The sequence below is a fragment of the Agromyces excoecariae genome (assembly GCF_051715505.1).
In the GTDB taxonomy this organism is placed as follows: Bacteria; Actinomycetota; Actinomycetes; order Actinomycetales; family Microbacteriaceae; genus Agromyces.
Genome location: NZ_JBPSLA010000015.1, coordinates 51,520 through 70,700 on the forward strand (window position 1 = coordinate 51,520; position 19,181 = coordinate 70,700).

Below are 19,181 nucleotides of genomic sequence, written 5' to 3' on the forward strand. Positions count from 1 at the left end.
CATCCACCGGCTTCCGCACAGGCGCGATGCCCTAGATTCGACCCATGAGTGGGGTCGATACGAATCAGGCGGATGCCGGGGGCGGTGCCAAGCGCGTCGCGGTCATCTTCAATCCGGTGAAGCAGGGCATCGACCAGCTCCGCACGGCGGTGCACGACCTCGAGGGCGAGCACGGGTTCTCCGACACGCTCTGGATCGAGACCGAGGAGGACGATCCCGGCACCGGGCAGGCCAAGGAGGCGGTCGAGGCCGGCGTCGACCTGATCATCGCCGCGGGCGGCGACGGCACGGTCCGCGCGGTCGCCGAGGGCCTCGGGGGCGAGAAGGTCCCGGTCGGCATCGTGCCGCTCGGCACGGGCAACCTGTTCGCGCGCAACATCGGCATCCCCGTCAACGACATCCCCGGCGCAGCGAAGCTCGCCTTCACCGGCACCGACCGCGCCGTCGACGTGCTCCGGGTCAAGGTGCGCCGCGCCGACGATTCGACCGAGACCGAGGTGTCGCTCGTGATGAGCGGCATCGGCTTCGACGCGGCCATGATCGCGAACACCGACCCCGAGCTGAAGAAGCGCGTCGGCTGGCTCGCCTACGTCGACGCGGGCATCCGGGCGATCCCGAACTCCGAGCCGTTCAGGGTGGCGCACCGCATGGACGGCGGGCGCACGCACCGCTCGAGGGTCGCGAGCATGCTCGTGGCGAACCTCGGCTACCTGCCCGGCAACATCGAGCTCATCCCCGATGCCGAGATCGACGACGGGCGCCTCGACGTCGTCCGGCTGCAGCCGAAGAACTTCTGGGGATGGTTGCTGGTCTGGCGCAAGATCGCGTGGGAGAACCGCGTGCTGCGCAAGACGGCGCTCGGCCGCCAGCTCATCGACCTCACCGGCGGCAACAAGGGCCGGGAGGTCGTCTACTCGAGCGGCAACTCGATCGACGTGATCATCGACGGCGAAGCGCAGGAGTTCGAGATCGACGGCGAGGAGATGGGCACGATCACCGCGGCCCGATTCGTCATCGACCCGAAGGCGCTCGTCGTCCGCGTGTCCGAGCGGGGTACCGGGCGGACGACCGGCGGAGCCGGCCGGCGTGCCGTCGCACCGTCGGCGAGCGGAGAGCGACCGGCCGAACGGCGACCGCACGAGGAGCTCGCGACCTCCGAGCTCGAGCTGGCCGAGGTCGAAGCCCGGAAGGCGATGGCGACGCAGCCCGACCCGGATGAGCCGACGTCGGGCGAGGACGCCGACGCGGCCGCCGGACCCGATCCCGAGCCGGGCGCCGCGGAACGCTAGCTGCAGCTCCCCGCGGCCCGGTTCACCATCGACCCGAAGGCGCTCGTCGTGCGCGTCACGGACCCGTGGACGTCGTCGTCGGTTCCCTCCTCATCGCGACGAGCCGGGCGCCGATGAGCAGCGGCAGCCCGAGCAGGCTGGCGAGGAGGGCCGAGACCGCAGGCCCGGAGAGCATGTACGGGAGCGTGGACATCAGGTGGTAGCGCCGCTGCGCGTCTCGGTCGGTGTCGTCGAAGATCGTGCCCGAGTCGAGTTCGACGAGCCAGGACGTCATCACCCAGAGCACGACGAGCCCGAGCACGCCGAGGACGACGAGCGCGACGACGTTCGGCGAGAGGATCGCCCGACGGACGTCCATCAGCGGGCTCCGGTCGCGGAGGTCCGGCCGGATCGCGTGCCGGGGCGCCGGGCCCGCCGGATGCCGTCGGCGACGGTCAGGACCGCGATTCCGACGACCGCCGAACCGAGCAGGGCCGGACCGGCGGAATAGGCGAACGCCCGCATCGTCATCTCGGCCGAATCCCGCCCCGGCCCGCCGAACGGGTCCTGGTCCACGACGACGGAGACCGACCAGATCCCGATCAGCAGCGCGAGCGCGGCCACACCCCAGGCGACGCCGAAGGCGACGCGCATGATGCGATCGGCCTCCGCCTGCAGGACCGGGCCTCCGGGGACCGCGGCGCCTCCGCTCGCGGCGACGGGCCCCGTCTCGTCGGTGGGCTCCGATTCCGCGGCCGAGGCCGGGGAGGCCGGCGCCGGCGCCGGGCCCGGGACCGGGAGCGGGGCGACGATCTCGGACGTCGCGAGTGGGGTCGCCTGCGGCCCGCCGCGATCGACGTCCGCTCCGGCGGCGACCGTCATCCCCCCGGCGTCGTCGGTCGGATCATCGCTCGGCACGGCGACGCGCGGCGGCCCGGGGGCCGGATCACGGCCCTCCTCGGGCTCTCGTGGCTCCCCGGCATCCGCAGGCCCGTCCCAGCCGCGCTGGAAGCGCGGGTCGTACCGCGGGTCGAAGTCGCGCCCGGGCTGGTCGGTCATGCCCGTCAGTCCTCCTCGGGTTCTCCGCTCAGGATGCCCCGGAGCCAGTCGCGCGCCTCGATGAAGATGCCGTCGTCGTACTTCGAGTGGTACTCGACCTCGCGGCGATCGGCACGCGGATACGAGCCGAGGAAGATCACCTTGGGGCTGAAGCGGCGGAGGCCGAGGAGCGAGTCGTACACGCGCTCGTCCTCGACGTGGCCGTCGAGGTCGATGACGAAGCGGTAGCGGCCCATCTCGTCGCCGATCGGGCGCGACTGCAGCAGCGACATGTTGACGCCGCGCGTCGAGAACTGCTCGAGCATCGCGAGCAGCGAGCCGGGCTCGTCATCGGGCAGCTCGACGATGACGCTCGTCTTGTCGGCGCCCGTGCGCGCCGGGATGCGCCGCGACCGGCTCACGAGCACGAACCGGGTCATCGCGTTCGGGTTGTCGCCGATCGATTCCGCGAGCACCTCGACGTCGAGGTGGTCGACGATGCCGGGCGGGGCGACCGCGGCGTCCGCGAGGCCGTTCTCGAAGAGGGAGGCGGCCGCCTGCACGTTGCTCGTCGCGGGGAGGTGGGCGTGGTCGGGCAACTCCCGCTCGAGCCATCCGCGCGACTGCGCATACGCGACCGGGTGGGCGTTCACGACCCTCACCTCGTCGAGGCGGGTCCCGGGCCGGGCCACGAGCACGAAGTTCACGGGCACGAGGTACTCGCCGATGATGCGGAGCCCCGCGACGGTCGCGAGCGCGTCCTGCGTGGCCGAGACGCCGCCGTCGACCGAGTTCTCGATCGCGATCATCGCCGCGGTCGATCGCCCCTCGACGACGTCGGCGAGGGCCTCGCCGACGTTGTTGACGCTGCGCCAGTGCCGGCCCACGGCCTCGGGAACCTGCTTCAGGGCGGCCTCGGTGAACGTGCCGGCGGGCCCGAGGTACGAGTACGTCTCGTCGGGGCGAGGCTGCGCGGCATCCGTCATGCGATTCAGCCTAGTGAGCGCCGCGCGCCCGCCGTCCGCGGATGACGGCACCGGGAATCCGGCCCAGGGCACGGGCCCGGGCCGGACTCGCCGGTTCCCTCCCGGTCAGTTCACCACGCGGACGGCATCGCACCCGAGCGCACGGTAGACCTGCCCGCCAGGGGCCCGGTACGACGCCTTGAGGCACGCCTCCGTGCTCGAGAGCTCGAGGCCGCTGTCGCTCGGCTTGAAGTGGAGCACCGCGTCGAGGTCGCGATCGCGCGTGCGATCGTCGAGCTCGTACGAGCGCTCGGGATGGATCCTCCCGTGGACCTCCGATGCTCCCGTCACGGTCGCCGTATCGAACACCGCGCTCCTCAGGCCCCAGCGAGCGCTCGCCGCGTCGATCGCGGTGGCGTCGAACGCCAGCGGCAGGCCGTACTCGCCCGCCTCGGTCGTGAGCGCGGCGAGCGTGGCGTCAGTGTTGAGGTTGATCGAGTTCGGCGACCCGCCCGGTCGGACGTTGATGGCGATGGGCACCACGCAGTCGACCGTCAGCGCGACGCTCGACGCGTTGTTCGTCGGATCGGGATCGACGGCATCGGCCGCGGTGAGCGCGATCGATGCGCTCACCGAGATCGCCTGGTAACCGGGTGCCGTGCACGTCACGTCGAACGCACCCGAGCCGACGTCCTGCGGGTCGCCCGCGGCGAGCGCGGTGACGTCGACCATGGACGACGGCGGCGACACCTGGAGCCCGGCGGCACCCGTGACCGTCACGTCGACCCGAGCGTCGACCGGACTCGTGGGTCCGGCGTTCGCGACGTCGAGGTCGAGCGAGACCTGGTCGGTCCGGCCGACGAGGATCTCGAGCGGGGCGTCGGCGACCGCGCCGGTGATCGCGACGTCGGCCTTCGTGATCACCTCGGTGGTCGTCGATGCGCTGTCGTTCGCGGCGGTCGGATCGGGGCCGGCCAGGTTGTCGACCGTCGCCGTCGTCGTCACCGTGCGCTTCGCGTCGGGGTAGAGGAAGTCGGCGGGGACGCCGAAGACCACGTCGAACGAACGCGAGGCGCCCACCGCGACGCTCCCGAGGTTGCAGCGCACCGTGCTCGCCAGTTCGACGCACGCCACGCTCGTGCTGACCACGTCGAGTCCCGTCGGCACCGACACCGTGACCTCCGTGGAGTTCGCCGGGTTCGGGCCGGCGTTCGTCGCGGTCGCCGTGACGGTGAACTGCTCCCCCGCGCCGACCGGGTCGGGGCCGTCCGCCAGGCCGACGGACACGTCGGCGGTGTTGAGCTGGGCGACCATGATGTCTCGGTCGGCGATCGTCGGCACGATCTCGTCGGCGGCGTTGATCGCGCCGTCGCTCGAGTCGCCGAACTGGCGGAACGGGATGGAGATCGCGTTCCAGTCGTGGAAGCCGTTCAGCGTCTCGTTCGTGGACGTGTTCGACGCGCAGGCCGCGGGCTGCTGCGGCGCCGGCGCCGGCGGCGCCGGGATGGGACCCGGCGGGCTCGAGCCGTTGATGTTGACGGGCGCCTCGGTCGTGCCCGGCGCGGAGATCACGGTGTCGCCGTTCCAGTCGATGCCGCCGGTCAGCGGTCCGGTGCGCCGAGCGCCTGCGCCGTCCTTGAACACGATGAGGTTGCGGTTGTCGGTCGCGTCGAGCACCACGTTCTCATCGAGCGCGTTCTCCTTCAGCTGCGCGAGCGGCGCCGCCCCGTGCGGGTCCCCGTCGAGGTCGACCCGCGGCGGGGAGTAGTCGATGATCACGCCGCCGCCGGTCCGGGAGATCCCGAACTGCTCGTCGTAGTCCATGATGCTCACGTAGTTCGGCTTGCAGTTGCCGTTCTCGTTGCCGCCGTGCCGCAGCCCGAGCGTGTGGCCGAGTTCGTGCATGATCGTGCCGCCGTCGTGGTTGTAGTCCACGAAGTCGTTGCCGCCGATCTCGCCCTGGCCGCCCGAACCGCACCCGGTGTCGGGCCCGTTGCCATCGGTGTCCTGGTCGGGCTGCGTGCTGATCGCGTATCGGAAGATCCACTTCCTGGTGGAACTGAAGTTCGCGGTCGGGAAGGCGCCTCCGCCGTTCTTCGCGTTGTAGAAGACCGAGTCCACGCCGCAGTTGCCCAGGTGCTGCGGCAGCAGGTTGCCGCCGCCCAGGTCGTCGCCGACGAGGCACGTGGGGTCGCCCGCGTCGGCGAGCGTGCAGTCGGCCGGACCGGGGTCTTCGGTGCTCGTCTCGAGGTACTCGCCCGAGGTGCCGGCGGCCACGTTGTCGCAGTCCTGGTCCGCGGCGTCGATGCGTCCGTCGCCACCGTTGTCGATGCCGTCCGAGCAGGTGCCGATGGGTTGGCTCTTGCGCACCGTCGTATCGACGAGCGGTCCCGTGTCGACGTGGAGCCGAACGCCCGGGACGCCGTCGGGGTTCCCGAGCGGCGCGTCGGCGAACGCGTCGCGCATCGCGGCGATGTCGTCGCGCCGGGGCGTCTGGCCGGTGGAGTAGTCCAACTCGAGGAACAGGTCGCGATGGTCCACGGTCGCTCCGAATCCGGGCAGGTCGACGTCGACCACCCCGTCGGAGTTCGCGTCGAAGCCGTTGCGCTCCCACCCGTCGAGCAGGCCGTCGCCGTCCGAGTCGCCCGAGGCGGAGTCGACGCTGACGTCGAAGCACACCTTCACGGCTTCGCCGCCGTCACCGGTCAGGCAGTTCGCCGGCCAGGCGGCGCCCCCCGACCAGCGCCCGTTCCGCATGTCGATCGTGAGTTCGACCGTCTCGCCCGCGCCGGCCTTGATGTCGAGTTGATCGTCGTCCGACTCGGCGATCCCGGTGTCGGTGCAGAACGCCGTGTCGCAGTCGTCGTGATCCCAGATCGAGAGGGTCACCTTCGCCGTCGGGACCGAGTCGACCGTGTAGACGTCCACGAGACCCGTGATCGCCCAGAACGGCGTGATGTGCGTCTCGTCGTCCACGTGCTGCTCGAAGCTGGGCGACGCGGTCCGGTACGCCGAGACCGTTCCGGTGCCGAACTCGACCCCTGCGTAGAAGTCCGCGTCGCTGCGTCCGATGCCGTCGAGGTCGTCGCCGATGCCGTCGACGCTCATGATGGTGACGGTCAACGGCGTCGTCGGCGCGGCGACGGCCGCCGGCGCCCCCAGCAGTGCCCCGGTCCCCGCGAGGGCGAAGACGGTCGCGACGGCGATCGCCCTGCCGCGCGCTCCGAGTGCGTGTGCTGGGACGGTGCTGCCGGCCTCGGCATCGATCCTGGACATGAGCAGGCCTCCGGGTTTCCCAGGTGTGAGGTCTCGGCGGAATGAGCGCGGCCGAGGAGGCGCATCGATACGGCCGACGAGATGCGGTCGCCGTGTGTCCGGGGCGGACGCTACTCCGATGCCGAGGCATCCTCAATATCGAGAATGCGCCTCGTTCAGGGGGTTTCGGTGCGGCCGTCCCGACCACCCGGTGCACAATCTGAACAGGGGGTGCGCGATGACGACGACGGATGCCGCGGCCGCGCGCCGCGCGGTGCCGACCGACGAGGAGCGGCGCATCGCGCTGCGTCGCATGAAGCGCATCGCCCTCGGCCTGCTGCTCGTGGCCGCGGCGGTGTTCGCGGTCGCGTTCCCGCTGCAGGAGACCGTGCCCTGGATGGGCTTCGTCCGCGCCGCCGCCGAGGGCGCCATGGTCGGAGCGATCGCCGACTGGTTCGCGGTGACCGCGCTGTTCCGGCATCCGCTCGGGCTGCCGATCCCGCACACCGCGATCATCCCGCGCCGCAAGGACGAGATCGGCGCCACGCTCGGCGCCTTCGTCGAGGAGGAGTTCCTCTCCGAATCCGTCGTGACGGGCAAGCTCCGGTCGATGGGGATCGCCCGACGACTCGGCGAATGGCTGCGGGAGTCCGAGAACGCCGAACGGGTCACCGCCGAGGCGTCCGTCGCCGGACGGGGCGTGCTCGCGCTGCTCGGCGACGACGACGTGGCCGACGTCATCGAGCAGCTCGCGCGGCGGCACCTGCTCGAGCCCGAATGGGGGCCCGCGATCGGAAGGGTCGGTGCGCGCCTCGTCGCGGCCGACCAGCAGCGCGCGGCGGTCGACGCCGCGCTCGAGAAGCTCGAGGCGTGGCTCGCCGAACACCCGGAGGCGTTCGGCACGATGGTCTCCAGCCGGCTGCCGAAGTGGGTGCCCGGCTTCGTCGGCGGCCTCGTCGACGACCGGGCCTACCGCGAGGTGCTCGCGTTCACGCGGTCCGTGCGCGACGAGCCGCGGCATCCGCTTCGCCTCGCGATCGACCGCTGGCTCGCCGAGGTCGCCGACGACCTGCAGCACGACCCCGCGATGATCGAGCGCATCGAGCGGCTGAAGCTCGACCTCGTCGAGAGCCCGCGGCTGCGGGAGTTCGCGGGCGAGGTGTGGGACTCGGTCAAGGTCTCGCTCGCCGCATCGCTCGAGGATCCGGCGAGCGAGCTTCGCGCGGGGGTCCGCTCGGCGCTCATCGAGGTCGGGGCGCGCCTCGCGACCGACGAGGAACTCGCCGCGAAGGTCGACGTGTGGGTGACCGACGCCGCGGCCTACGTCGTCGGCCGCTACCGGCACGAGATCGCGGGCGTCATCACCGAGACCGTCGAGCGGTGGGACCCGACCGAGACGACCGAGAAGATCGAGCTCCAGGTCGGGCGCGACCTGCAGTACATCCGCATCAACGGCACGGTCGTGGGTGCGCTCGCAGGCCTCGCCATCCATACGATCGCGACGGCGATCGGAGCCCTCGCCTGACCTCCGAGCCCGCCGAGAGGGGGTGTCGCGCGGCAGGCGTGCGCGGCAGACTTGGGGCATGCACGAGCGAGCGGGAACCCCGGCGACCGAATCCGACCTGATCGACGTGGAGGCCCTGCTGAGGGCCTACTACGACCTGCACCCGGATGCCTCGATCCCCGAGCAGCGCGTCGTCTTCGGCACCTCGGGCCACCGCGGCTCGAGCCTCAACACGGCGTTCAACGAGGACCACATCCTCGCCATCACGCAGGCCATCGTCGACTACCGCAACCGCCAGGGCATCACCGGCCCGCTCTTCATCGGCGCCGACACGCACGCCCTCAGCGGGCCCGCGCAGACGACGGCACTCGACGTCCTCGTCGCCAACGGCGTGCGCGTGCTCGCCGACGAGTACGACGACTACGTGCCGACGCCGGCGCTCAGCCACGCGATCCTGAGCTGGAACAACGACCCGGAGCGCCGCGCCGAGGGCGAGGCCGACGGCATCGTGATCACCCCGAGCCACAACCCGCCGCAGGACGGCGGGTTCAAGTACAACCCGCCGCACGGCGGCCCCGCCGACTCCGACGCCACGAGCTGGATCGCGAACCGGGCGAACGAGCTCATCGCCGACGGATGCCGCGACGTGAACCAGGCCGAGCCGAGCGCGGTCGAGACCTACGACTTCCGCGGCCGGTACGTCGCCGACCTGGCGAGCATCATCGACTTCGACGCGATCAGGGCCAGCGGCATCCGGATCGGCGCCGACCCGCTCGGCGGGGCGTCGGTCGGCTACTGGGGCGCGATCCGCGACGAGTACGGCATCGACCTCACGGTCGTCAACGAGAAGGTCGACACGCGCTGGTCGTTCATGACCCTCGACTGGGACGGCAAGATCCGCATGGACCCGTCGAGCCCCAACGCCATGGCCTCGGTGCTCGCGAACCGCGAGGGCTACGACATCCTCACGGGCAACGACGCCGACGCCGACCGCCATGGCATCGTCACGCCCGACGGCGGCCTGATGAACCCCAATCACTACCTCGCGGTCGCGATCGAGTACCTGTACACGCACCGGCCCGACTGGCCGGCGGATGCCGCGATCGGCAAGACGCTCGTGTCGAGCTCGATGATCGACCGCGTCGCCGAGTCGCTCGGCCGCCGCCTCTGGGAGGTGCCGGTCGGGTTCAAGTGGTTCGTGCCCGGGCTCATCGACGGATCGGTCGCGTTCGGGGGCGAGGAGAGCGCCGGCGCGTCCTTCCTCCGCAAGGACGGCACCGTCTGGACGACCGACAAGGACGGCATCCTGCTGTGCCTGCTCGCGTCCGAGATCCGCGCGGTCACCGGCAAGAGCCCGTCCGAGTTGTACGCCGAGCTCGTCGCGCGCTTCGGCGCGCCGGCCTACGAGCGAACGGATGCCGCGGCATCCCCCGCGCAGAAGGCCGCGCTCGGCAAGCTCGACGGCGACGCGATCTCGGCGACCGAACTCGCCGGCGAACCCATCACGGCGAAGCTCTCGCACGCGCCCGGCAACGGCGCCGCCGTCGGCGGGGTGAAGGTCGCGAGCGAGCACGCGTGGTTCGCCGCGCGGCCGAGCGGCACGGAGGACGTCTACAAGATCTACGCCGAGTCGTTCAGCGGCCCGGAGCACCTCGCCGAGGTGCAGGCCGAGGCCAAGCGGATCGTCGACGCGGCGCTCGGGTCGGCGTAGGCGGGCACGCCCCCGCGCAAGCGCACCGCCGCGTCCCTGTCAAGCCGGGGCGCGGCGCATCCGGCGTGCCTAGCATGACGTCGTGACCAACCTCGTCGTGATCCCCTGGCGCCCGGCATCCTCGCGGATCCCCGCGTTCGAACGCGTCCTCGCCTGGTACCGGGCCGAGCTGCCGGAGTTCCGCGTCGAGACCATCGACAGCGACGACGACGTGTTCGTGCTGGCGCGCACGCGCAACCTGGCGGTCGACCGGCTGGCCGACCCAGGCGACGTCGTCGTCATCAACGACGCCGACACGCTGCCCGAACCGGGTCCGCTCCGCGAGGCGATCGCGGCGGCCCGCACGAGCGGGCGCGTGCACCTGCCCTACACGACGTACCGCTGGCTCGGTCCCGACGGCACGGCCGATCTCGAGGCGGGCGCCGAGCTCGACGACTGCGCGCACGTCCTCGTGCACGGCGCCTGCTCCGGGGTCTACGTCACCACCGCACGCGCCTGGACGTCGCACGGCGGACAGGACGAACGGTTCCGAGGCTGGGGCTTCGAGGACTCCGCGTGGTGGCTGGCCCACGACACCCTCCTCGGCGCGCCCCCGCATCGGCACGACGGGACGGTCTACGCGCTCTCGCACGAACCCGAGGTCCGAGCCGGCGAGCAGTACGAGCGCAACGCCGCCCTCATGGAGCGCTACCGGGGCGCCGCCGGCGACGTCGACGCGATGACGGCGCTCGTGGCGGAGGGCCTCAGCGCCAGGGCCTCGAACGCGACCTCGGGCCCGGGCCTCGCGGCCTGAGCCGCCGCGATCGCATCCAGTCGCGACCGGGCGTCCGCGGGCAGGTCGAGCACGCCGCGGATCGCCTCGGCGAGGTCGTCCGCCCCCGCGGCGTTCGGATCGAGGACGGCGCCGAAGCCGGCAGCCTCCACCGCGGCGGCACCGGCGAACTGGTCGGTCGAGAACGGCAGCACGACGAGCGGCACGCCCGATCCGATCGCCTCGGTCACCGAGTTGTTGCCCCCGTGCGTGACGGCGGCGGACGCGGCGCCGAGCAGTCGCACCTGCGGAAGGTAGTCGCGAACGAGCCAGTCCGAGGGCAGGTCGCCCAGGTCCGCGGCATCGGTCGACCCGGTCGCGACGGCCGCCGTCGCGCCGATCGAGCGGAGCGCGTCGACGACGCGTGCGAGGACGTCGCCACGGACCGAGAGGAAGCTGCCGAAGCTGACGTAGACGAACGGCCGACCGCTCGCGAGCCACCGCTCGACCTCGCCGTCCTCGGCCTCGGTGCGTCGCGCCGAACCGAGGAACCGGTGAGGCGGGAGGAGTCGGCGCCGATCGCCGTCGACCAGCTCCGAGGGATAGTTGTAGAGCACCAGCGGGCCGTGCTCGGCGAACGCGTCCGCGACGGCGCGATGACCGGGGTCGAGCGTGCTCGCCGCGCGATTCCACTCCTCGGTGAACCGTTCCGACACCTGCCGGCAGACGTGCTGCAGCTCATCGATTCCCGCGGGGTCGGGATCGAAGGCGGAGGGCCACGCCGGCGGGAGTCCGTAGACCTCCCGACCGACGGGCAGTGCCGTGGGATGGCCGAGGACGACGTCCCCGTGCGGAGTGCCGGCGCCCAGCAGGCCGAGCCGGGCGCTGAACGCGAGGTGGTCGACGATGACCTCGTCGGGAGCGACGTCCTGGACGATCCGCGCGGTCTCCGCGGCGCGTCCGACGGGATCCCACATGAGGTCGGTCAGTCGTTCCTCGGCCTGGTATCGCAGCGTCGCCAGCGCGCCGAGCTCGGTGGCGCGGAAGAAGCCGCGCAGGGACGCGCCCTCGTCGGGGGGCTGCTCGCCGGGGGCGATGACGCCCGGATTCGAGCCGCGCCCGAGCCGGAGGTCGCGCCGCTCGAACCCGAACGCGTCCACGATGCCGGCGGTCGCGGGTCCGGTCGCCACCACGACGCGCTCGCCGCGCTCCCGCCACGCGGTGGCGAGGGTGGCGAGGGGCAGCAGGTGGGACGCGTAGTCCGGGCTGATCACGAGGAGCGTCATCGCGCGCGATCCGCGGATTCGAGCAGGCCGGCCTCGTCGCGCACGGCGGTCCGGTAGACGCCGCCGAGGGCCTCGGCCATCCGCTGCACCGTGAAGCGTTCGCGGACCATGCGGCGGGACCGCTCGACCCGTCGACCGTCGGACTCCCCCTGCACCATCGCCACCGCCTCCTCCAGGGCGGATGCCAACCGCACGACGTCCCACGTCGCCGTCAGGATGCCCGTCTCGCCATGCTCGACGTAGGTCGCCGGTCCCCCGCCATCGGGCCCGACCACGAACAGGCCGGCCGCCATCGCCTCGAGGAGGGCGATGCCGAACTCCTCCTTCAGGCTGGCGCACACGTAGACACCACCGGGAGCGACCGCACCCGGGACGCCGAGGCGTGCTCCCCCGAGCCAGCGCGCGACGACGTCGTTGGATCGATGACCCGGCAGGAGGAGCCCGCGCTGCGCCCGCTCGGCCACCGGCACGATGGCGTCGATGCGCGCGAGCTGCTCGCGTTCGTCGGCCGAGGGTGAGGCGAGGTCACCGCCCACGATCAGGAGGTTCGCGCGCGATGCGACGGAGGAGGTCGCCCACGCCTCCACCAGCGAGGCCATCCCCTTCACCCGATGGAGCCGACCGACGGTCAGGATCAACGGCAGGCCGCGACGCTCCGGCGCCAGCGCCTCGACCAGGCCGCGGAGCTCGCCGAGCGCGGGCGACGCCTCCGCCTCGTCACGATGCGCCTCCGCCTCGGCGATCGCGCGGTCGATGGCGTCCGCGTCGACGCCCTCGGGCACGATCGTGCGCCGTGCCGTGTCCGAGGCGAGGTCGACGCCGACGAGCCGGCGGAGGTCCTCCTCGAGGTGCGGCCGTGGGAACAGCACGGTGTGCGCGGCGTCGGCGGCCAGGCGGTGGACCATCCGGGTGCGGAACCAGAAGTGCTCCGCACGGTCGACCCGGCCGAAGTCTCCGCGGCCGAGACGGCCCGACCGGTCGAGCGAGTCGATCACCGCGTGCGGATCGGGGGCGAGCGTGAAGACCACCGGCGTGCCGAGCTCGCGCGCGACATCCGCCGCCGCGAGGCTCCCGACATCGGCCATCCGCAGGTGGAGCACGTCGACGCCGCCAGCGGCGCGCAGGATCCGACGGATGCCTCGTCGCGTCGCGACGCGCAGCGGCCAGGCCTCTGATGCCGGGACGGGGTCGTGCAGGAGCGGGATGCGGCCGTACCCGTGACCCCGCTCCGACGCCTCGACGGAGACGAGGTCGTCGAGCGCTGCGGTGACGGAACCGCGCGACAGCGTGATGACGCGGTCCACGCCGGTATCGGGATCCCGCACGAGGGCATCGCCGAGCCTGACGAGCAGGGTCGCGATGCCGCCGTTGTCCCCCGCGCCGGCGGTGGTCATCCCCGAGTCGATGTCGGCGTGCAGGAACAGCTGAGCGACCGTCGCACCGGACCCGCCGCGACGACGGCGGATCGGTTCGTCGGCGGCGAGGTCGACCAGCGCGAGGCGCGCGACGGACGCCGGGAACCCGCCGTCGGCCGCGATCGTCTCGAGCGTCGACGTGACCGCGATCGGGTCGGAACGCTGGCCGAGCGCCGCGATGGCCGCGATGCGGACCGGCTCCGGCTCGTGGCGGTCGGATGCGAGGCGCACCAGGGGCGCGGTGGCGAGTCGATCGCGGACGAGTCCGAGGGTCTCGACGAGCCGGGCCCGCGGGGCGGGGTCGTCGATGCCGAGCAGGGCCCCCTCGACACCCGCCACGAGCGGGGCCGGGGCGAACCCCGACCACTGCTCGAGGGTGCGCTGGGCGAGCATGCCGGCGAATCCGCCGGCCACGACCATGCCGAGGAGGGCGCCGACGGCCTCGTGCCGCGGCAGGCCCGACCCGAGCGCCCACGCGGCGTGCTCCCGCTCGAACTCCCGTTCATCGGCCATCAGGTCGACCAGGACGCGCGACGCCTCCTCGTCGAGCATTCCGGCGAGTGCGTGAGTCGCGGCGATCGCGGCGAGCTCGTCCTCTCCGCGCGCCACGCGATGGAGCAGCCGGATGGTGCGTGCGCCGGGGTCGCGCGCGGCCTCGAACGCGAGGTCGTCGGCCGCGCGCATCGCGTCGATGATCGCGGGCGCGGTGAGCACCTCGTCGAGTGCGGTCCTGACCCCCATGGCGATCCCCCTGCCCGCGGCACCCGACGCGGCGGGATCCGACGTCGACAGCGCATGCGATCTGGATGATACTTCGGCACAATGGACGTTCCTGTCACCCGGTTGACAGTTCGCTGGGAGGTGGCGCACGCATGCGGATCGTGGTGATCGGCGATGTCGGAGTGGTCGACGACATGATGCACATCGGCGACGAGGCGATGACCGAGGCGATGATCACCGCCCTTCGTGATCGCGGCGTCGACGCGATCACCGCCATCTCCGCCGCGCCGGAGGACACCGCAGCCCGATACGACGTCGGCGCGATCGCCCGCATCGGCTTCACCGGAACGCGCGCGCGGATGCACGATCGGCTCGAGGCGGTGCGGTCCGCCGCGGGCGGCGCGCCGACCCTCTCCGACGACGATCCGGCGGCGGCCGTCGTCGACGCCGTCGCCGACGCCGACGCCGTCGTGATCGCGGGCGGAGGCAACCTCGCGACGAACTGGCCGTCGCACGTCTTCGAGCGCGGGACGCTCGGTGCGATCGCGGAGCGATTGGGCCGCCCGCTCGTCGTCTCGGGCCAGACCCTCGGCCCCTGGCTCGACGCGCCCGACCGGGCGCTCGTCGCCGAGCTCCTGCAGTCCGCGCGGCTCACCGGCGTGCGCGAGGCGGCGTCACTGGCACTCGCCCGTGAGCTCGGGGTGCCGACGGACCGACTCGCCGCCGCACGCGACGACGCGAGCTTCCTGGGCATCGCCGACCCGCGATCGGGATCGCGCTCCGAGCCGGACACCGGTCCAGGCGCACCGGAGCCCTACGTGCTCGTGAGCCTCTCGCTGCACCTGGGCGGCCTCCCCCGCGACGAGACGGTCAGAGGCCTCGCCACGGCACTCGACCGCGTGGCGGATCGCGTCGGTGCCCCTGTGCGCTTCCACCCGCACTTCGGCTCGCTCGACCCTGAGGTCGAGGCCGGTGACGAAATGCTCCACGCCGCCGTCCGCGGCGCCATGCGCTCACCCGCCGAGGCGCTCCAGCCCGGCGATCCCCGCTCGGCGGCGCGGCTCGCGCGCGGCGCGGCGTTGCTCGTGACGAGCCGCTACCACCCGGCCGTGTTCGCCACCCCCGCGGGCGTCCCGGTCGCCGCGCTCTCGGCCGACGACTACACCGCCGTGAAGCTGCGGGGCGCGACCGGCTGGTGGGACCAGGACGGCGTGATCCCACTCGGTGTGGCCGCCTCCGATGAGGGCGGCGAGGAGATCGGCCGCGTCTGGGACCGCAGGGCGAGCACGCGGAGCTCGGCGAGGGCCCTGCGCGCGCCGGCGAGGGCGGCATCCGCGGGCTGGTTCGACCGCGTCGCCCGGGCGCTCGAGGGGTGATCGCGGCCAGCGTCGCCCACGGTCCGCGCTCGCTCGCGGCTCAGCGCAGCGAGAAGTACGACACCGAGCCGCCGCCGTTCGCGAGCGCCACGTCGACGTCCCAGTAGTCGGCGTCCTTCGTGTGGCCGCCGACCCAGACCTTCGTGCCCTGATCGGTGTGCTCGACGCGCGTGACGATCGCCGTGTGGTCGCGGTCGCCGGAGCCGTCCCAGTCGAACTGGGCGATGTCGCCGACCTTGACCTCGCCGCGCTGCGCGTCGGTGAGCTCGGTGGCGACGTCGGTCCGGGTGCGGAGGTAGTCGCGCAGCGCGGTCGAGCTCGACCACGCGCTCGACATCTGCCCGGTGCCGTGGTCGTAGTTCCACGCGCCGTCCATCTTCCAGCCGCGCGCGATGAGCGACTGGCTCGCGAAGTTCGCGCAGTCGACACCGCTCAGCACCGAGTACTCGGCCGTGTTGTAGTTCGACCAGTGCGCGAGGACGTACGACACCTGCGCCTCGATGCGAGCGTCGGCGGTGTAGGTGATCGACAGCGGCTCGCGCACGACCTCATCGGCGGAGAGCGGCGCGGACGCCTCGACGATGCCCTGGATCGAGGTCGTCATCGAGGCGGGTGCGGATGCCACGGGGACCTCGACGTCGATCGTCGCGCCGTCGGCGTCCGCGAGGACCACCTCGGCGTCGCCGCGGACGGAGTCGTCGACCGCGGGGACCGCGAACGTGATCGCGACCGGATCGGACTCGACGATCTCGGCCGGCGTGCCCGCGACCGTGACCTGGGCGACCCGGTCGAGGTTGCGGCCCTCGACGGTCACCTGCGTGCCGCCCGTGAACGGCGCCTCGCTCGCGGAGAGCTCGGTCGTCACGACGGCGCGGTCGTCCGTCACGACCGGAGGGATCACGACGTCGTCCTCGCCGGAGGCCGCCGCCGTCTCGTCGGTCGCGGCGTCGCGCGCCGAGGCGTCCGCGACGGCCGGGTCCATGGCGTTCACGACCACGCCGCCCGCGATGGCGCCGCCGAGCAGGAACGCCGCGCACGCCACGAGGAACGGGCGAGAGCGGCCCGACGGGCGGCGGTTGCCGCGGCGGTCGGCGCGGTGGCGCGGGAAGCGCACGCCCTCGCCGAGGGTGCGGACGCCGCCGGTGCGGGCGTCGGCGTCCGCGCTGCTCGCGGAAGGTGCGGTCGGCTCGGCCGGATCGGGCACGGTCGAGTCGACGGGGGCCGCGAGGGGCACGGCCTGCACCTCGTCCTCGGCGGGGGAACCGAGGACGGGGCCGTCGGGGACGGGGCCGTCGACCATCTCGTCGACGGGGGTGTCGACGGCCTCGACGACGAGGGGGGTCGGCTCGGCCGGATCGGGCACGGTCGAGTCGAGGGGGGCCGGGTTCGCGGTCGCCGCCGGGGTGAAGGTCGACCGGGCCGTCCCGGGTCGGGTCGCCGCCGTGTCCTGCGCGGAGTCGGCCGTGGCCGCGGGCTCGGGCAGGTCGAGCTCGGCACGGATGGCGGCGAGCGCCGAACCGCGCCGGGTCTCGGGCTCGCCGCGGCCGGGGGGCTGCGTCAGGTCGAAGTCGCGCGCGACATCCGGGTGGGGAGCGCGATAGGTCGAACGGCGGTGGGCAGGCAGGAGGAAGTTACTTGGCACGAGGCGTGGGGGTGTTCCGTGTCGGCATTTCGGGGGACCCCTCACTCCACCACGTGATCTTGTGAGGATCCCTCGCGCGCACTGGGAGGACCGTGAGAGCGCGCTCACCGTCCGCTGGCAGGGTGCCGGGTCCGCGTCAGGCCACGCGATCGGCGCGGGCGCGGCGCGCCATCGCGGCGCCCGCGAGCACGAGCGGCACGAGCACGACGATCGCGACGATGTTCACGCCCGCGAAGCCGGCGAGTCCGAGCACGGCGCCCGAGAGGGCGGCCGATGCCGCGGCCGCGACGTTCATCGCGGCATCCGTGGCACCCTGCAGCGCGACCCGCGACGCCGGGTCGACCGTCGTCGTCAGCAGCGTCGAGCCGCCGATGAGCGCCGCCGACCAGCCGAGCCCCAGCAGTCCGAGGGCGAGCGGGATCAGCACCATCGAGTCTCCGGGCGCGAAGACGCCGATGAGGGTCGAGGCCAGCAGGATCGCACCGCCGAGCGCGATCACGCGCGGCGCGCCGATCCGGTCGACGAGCCATCCCATGAGCGGGCTCGCGGCGTACATGCCGAGGATGTGGATGCTGATCACGACCCCGACCATCGCGATCGGCACCCCGTGGCCGGTCATGTGCACGGGAGTCATCACCATCACGCCGACCATGACCGTGTGCGCGCAGACGATCGCGAGGATCGCCAGGCGCCCGCGAGCGTCGCGGAAGGCGGCCCGGAACGCCGGCCACGACCCGACGCGCTCGCTGGACCCGGTCGTGGCGGCGTCGGCCTCGAGCCGGCCGGCCTTCGGCAGCCGGAGCACGGCCGCGGCGATGAACGTGGCGATCGCGAAGACCGCGCCCGAGAGCACGAACGGCCCGACGAGCGCGGGCAGCCCGGCCGCTCGGCCGAGCTCGTCGCCGGTCGACGACAGCAGCGGCCCGGCGACCGATCCGATCGTGGTCGCCCAGAGCACGAGCGACATCGAGCGGGCCTCGAAGCCCGGCGATGCGACCTCGGTCGCGGCGAACCTCGCCTGCAAACCGGCCGCGGTGCCCGCCCCGAAGGCGGCCAGCCCGAGGAAGACCGCCGGGACGACGCCCGTGGTCGCCGCCACGACGATGAGCACCGCTCCGACCGCCGACGACGCGTACCCGACCGCGAGCGCGACGTGGCGGCCGGAACGGACGGCGAGGCGCGCGAGCGGGATCGCCGCGATCGCCGCGCCGAGCACGCTCGCGGACTGCGAGAGGCCGCCGAGGGCCGTCACGCCCGTCAGGTCGGCGACGAGGATCGCCGCGAGCGCCATGCCGGTCGCGACGCCGATGCCCGCGAGGAGCTGGTTGACGATCAGGAGCCCGAGCTGCAGGCCCTGGCGGCGGCGTGCGGGCTCGCGCCGCGGCATCCGCTCGCCCGCACCCGGCGACGCCGGGCCGACCGCAGCGGCACCCGTCGGTTCAGGGGTCTGGTCAGGCATAGTTCGGCGCCGCCGGGAGACCGAAGAACTCCTCGAGCGTGGTCACGCCCTTCTCGTGCATCTCGTTCGAGAGGTCGGTGCCGATGTAGCGGAAGTGCCACGGCTCGAACTGGTAGCCGGTGACCTCGACCTTGTCGGCCGGGTAGCGGAGGAGGAAGCCGAAGCGGTACGCGTTGTCGCGCAGCCACTGGCCCTCGGGGGTGTCGGCGAAGCAGACGTCGAGCGAGCAGTTCCCCGACTCCGGACCGATGTCCATCGTCAGGCCGGTCTGGTGTTCGCTGAAGCCGGGGCGCGCGGTGAGCTCGTCGTCGCCGTCGTAGATGCCCTGCTGCGTCGAGTACGACCGGTAGGCGCTGTTCGACGCGAGCGAGAGTCCGGCCTCGGCTGACGCCGCCGCGAACATCTTCACGATCGCATCCGCGGCCTCCGCGCGCATGAGCGGCTCCCACGTGTGCGGCACGGGGACGACGACGAGGTCGGCCGGTTCGTAGTCCGCGGGGTTCAACGGCCGGAGCTTGTCGACGACGACCCAGATGCTGGCGGGGTCGTCGATCGAGCGCGCCGCCTTGTCGAACGTGTCGACGGGGGTGGGCGTCGACGTGGCGGTGGGGGCCGGGCGCGTCGGCGTGGGCGAGGCCGACGGCGACGGCGTCGCCGTGGGGCCCGCCGAGTCGGCCGACGGCGTGGACGCCACGATGGCCCAGATCGCGACGGCCGCGACGAGGACCATTCCGATCACTGCGGCGATGAGGCGGTTGCGGCGGACGCGGGGGGACGGTCGGGATCCGGAC

14 protein-coding genes are annotated in these 19,181 nt (G+C 72.8%); 5 read left to right on the top strand and 9 right to left on the bottom strand.

Annotation, left to right across the window (positions count from 1 at the left end; genetic code table 11):
• The first annotated feature begins 44 nt into the window (after window positions 1–44).
• Window positions 45–1,289 carry a diacylglycerol/lipid kinase family protein gene (locus tag ACSJD1_RS15050; protein WP_438856093.1) on the top strand — a complete coding sequence of 415 codons (1,245 nt, stop codon included), beginning with the start codon at window positions 45–47 and terminating at the stop codon, window positions 1,287–1,289.
• A gap of 55 nt (window positions 1,290–1,344) precedes the next feature.
• Here the strand turns inward: ACSJD1_RS15050 and ACSJD1_RS15055 are convergent, their stop codons facing one another.
• The 4 genes from ACSJD1_RS15055 to ACSJD1_RS15070 form a co-directional block, all read right to left on the bottom strand.
• Window positions 1,345–1,647, bottom strand: a complete 303-nt coding sequence (locus ACSJD1_RS15055; RefSeq protein WP_438856094.1) for a hypothetical protein — start codon at window positions 1,645–1,647, stop codon at window positions 1,345–1,347.
• Window positions 1,647–2,327 carry a hypothetical protein gene (locus ACSJD1_RS15060; protein ID WP_438856095.1) on the bottom strand — a complete coding sequence of 227 codons (681 nt, stop codon included), beginning with the start codon at window positions 2,325–2,327 and terminating at the stop codon, window positions 1,647–1,649. Before ACSJD1_RS15060 ends, ACSJD1_RS15055 begins: the two co-directional genes overlap by 1 nt.
• A 5-nt stretch (window positions 2,328–2,332) precedes the next feature.
• Entirely contained in the window at window positions 2,333–3,292 is a 960-nt protein-coding gene (gene pheA, locus ACSJD1_RS15065; protein ID WP_438856096.1) for a prephenate dehydratase, read from the bottom strand.
• 105 nt (window positions 3,293–3,397) lie between these two features.
• A complete protein-coding gene (locus ACSJD1_RS15070) occupies window positions 3,398–6,547 on the bottom strand; it encodes a hypothetical protein (RefSeq protein ID WP_438856097.1) in 3,150 nt (1,049 codons plus the stop codon).
• Window positions 6,548–6,764: 217 nt separating this feature from the next.
• Here ACSJD1_RS15070 and ACSJD1_RS15075 point away from each other — a divergent pair, with 217 nt between their 5' ends.
• From ACSJD1_RS15075 to ACSJD1_RS15085, 3 genes are all read left to right on the top strand, one after another.
• Entirely contained in the window at window positions 6,765–8,051 is a 1,287-nt protein-coding gene (locus ACSJD1_RS15075; RefSeq protein WP_438856098.1) for a DUF445 domain-containing protein, read from the top strand.
• Window positions 8,052–8,109: 58 nt separating this feature from the next.
• A complete protein-coding gene (gene pgm, locus ACSJD1_RS15080) occupies window positions 8,110–9,741 on the top strand; it encodes a phosphoglucomutase (alpha-D-glucose-1,6-bisphosphate-dependent) (protein WP_438856099.1) in 1,632 nt (543 codons plus the stop codon).
• A gap of 82 nt (window positions 9,742–9,823) precedes the next feature.
• Window positions 9,824–10,534, top strand: a complete 711-nt coding sequence (locus ACSJD1_RS15085; protein WP_438856100.1) for a hypothetical protein — start codon at window positions 9,824–9,826, stop codon at window positions 10,532–10,534.
• On the opposite strand, the gene ACSJD1_RS15090 is transcribed toward ACSJD1_RS15085, so the two are convergent.
• Window positions 10,429–11,778: a nucleotide disphospho-sugar-binding domain-containing protein gene (locus ACSJD1_RS15090; protein ID WP_438856101.1), complete on the bottom strand. Its 1,350-nt coding sequence runs from the start codon at window positions 11,776–11,778 to the stop codon at window positions 10,429–10,431. The two genes, ACSJD1_RS15085 and ACSJD1_RS15090, sit on opposite strands and share 106 nt — an antisense overlap.
• Window positions 11,775–13,934, bottom strand: a complete 2,160-nt coding sequence (locus ACSJD1_RS15095; RefSeq protein WP_438856102.1) for a glycosyltransferase — start codon at window positions 13,932–13,934, stop codon at window positions 11,775–11,777. Before ACSJD1_RS15095 ends, ACSJD1_RS15090 begins: the two co-directional genes overlap by 4 nt.
• Window positions 13,935–14,065: 131 nt before the next feature.
• On the opposite strand from ACSJD1_RS15095, the gene ACSJD1_RS15100 reads away from it, so the two are divergent.
• Window positions 14,066–15,289, top strand: a complete 1,224-nt coding sequence (locus ACSJD1_RS15100) for a polysaccharide pyruvyl transferase family protein (protein ID WP_438856103.1) — start codon at window positions 14,066–14,068, stop codon at window positions 15,287–15,289.
• Window positions 15,290–15,329: 40 nt separating this feature from the next.
• On the opposite strand, the gene ACSJD1_RS15105 is transcribed toward ACSJD1_RS15100, so the two are convergent.
• The 3 genes from ACSJD1_RS15105 to ACSJD1_RS15115 form a co-directional block, all read right to left on the bottom strand.
• The gene (locus ACSJD1_RS15105; protein WP_438856104.1) at window positions 15,330–16,931 is read right to left on the bottom strand and encodes an amidase domain-containing protein; all 1,602 of its coding nucleotides are present in this window, start codon (window positions 16,929–16,931) and stop codon (window positions 15,330–15,332) included.
• A 136-nt stretch (window positions 16,932–17,067) separates the two neighbouring features.
• Window positions 17,068–18,390, bottom strand: coding sequence for an MFS transporter (locus ACSJD1_RS15110; protein ID WP_438856105.1), 1,323 nt, complete (start codon window positions 18,388–18,390; stop codon window positions 17,068–17,070).
• Complete coding sequence (locus ACSJD1_RS15115; RefSeq protein ID WP_438856238.1) at window positions 18,383–19,120, bottom strand: M15 family metallopeptidase; 738 nt, start codon at window positions 19,118–19,120, stop codon at window positions 18,383–18,385. The genes ACSJD1_RS15110 and ACSJD1_RS15115 overlap by 8 nt, the downstream gene beginning before the upstream one ends.
• Between the last annotated feature and the right edge of the window lie 61 nt (window positions 19,121–19,181).